Below are 568 nucleotides of genomic sequence, written 5' to 3'. Positions count from 1 at the left end.
TTTTCAGTTCATCAATCTGAGCTTGTGTTGCAGCATCCGCCGCATAGGTCATGTTAGACAGAGCGATAGCGGTGCCAAGCACAGCGAGCTTTTTCATCTGGGATCTCCAAATTAAGGTCATCAATTTCATCAGGTTGTTCGATTGCGACAGGGAAGATACCCGAACGCACAATACAAAAGCAAATGCTACAGATTATTACTAACAAGACTATTCCAGTATTGTATACAATCGCATTTGCAGGTTTCATACACTCACTGAAACGCACTATCTGTAGCAACTACTTCAGAGCCTTACTCTTCAGAAGGCAGAACTCCCATCGACCGGTTCAATCAGGTAAACTCCTGAGCCATAGAATTTGCGAATCCACGCCACGAATCAGGCCTAATACAGCACATGACCATGCAAGAGACTTATCAGCCCCAAGCCATTGAATCTGCCGTTCAGAGTCACTGGGAAGAAAATCAGGTATTTAAAGCCGTAGTCGACAGCAACAAAGAAAAATTCTACTGCCTGTCGATGTTCCCTTATCCAAGCGGACGGCTACACATGGGGCATGTGCGTAATTAC

Source organism: Thalassolituus sp. UBA2590 (genome assembly GCF_002339775.1).
GTDB lineage: Bacteria > Pseudomonadota > Gammaproteobacteria > Pseudomonadales > Oceanobacteraceae > Thalassolituus.
The sequence above is the reverse complement of the archived record's forward strand: the minus strand, read 5'-3'. Positions refer to the sequence as shown.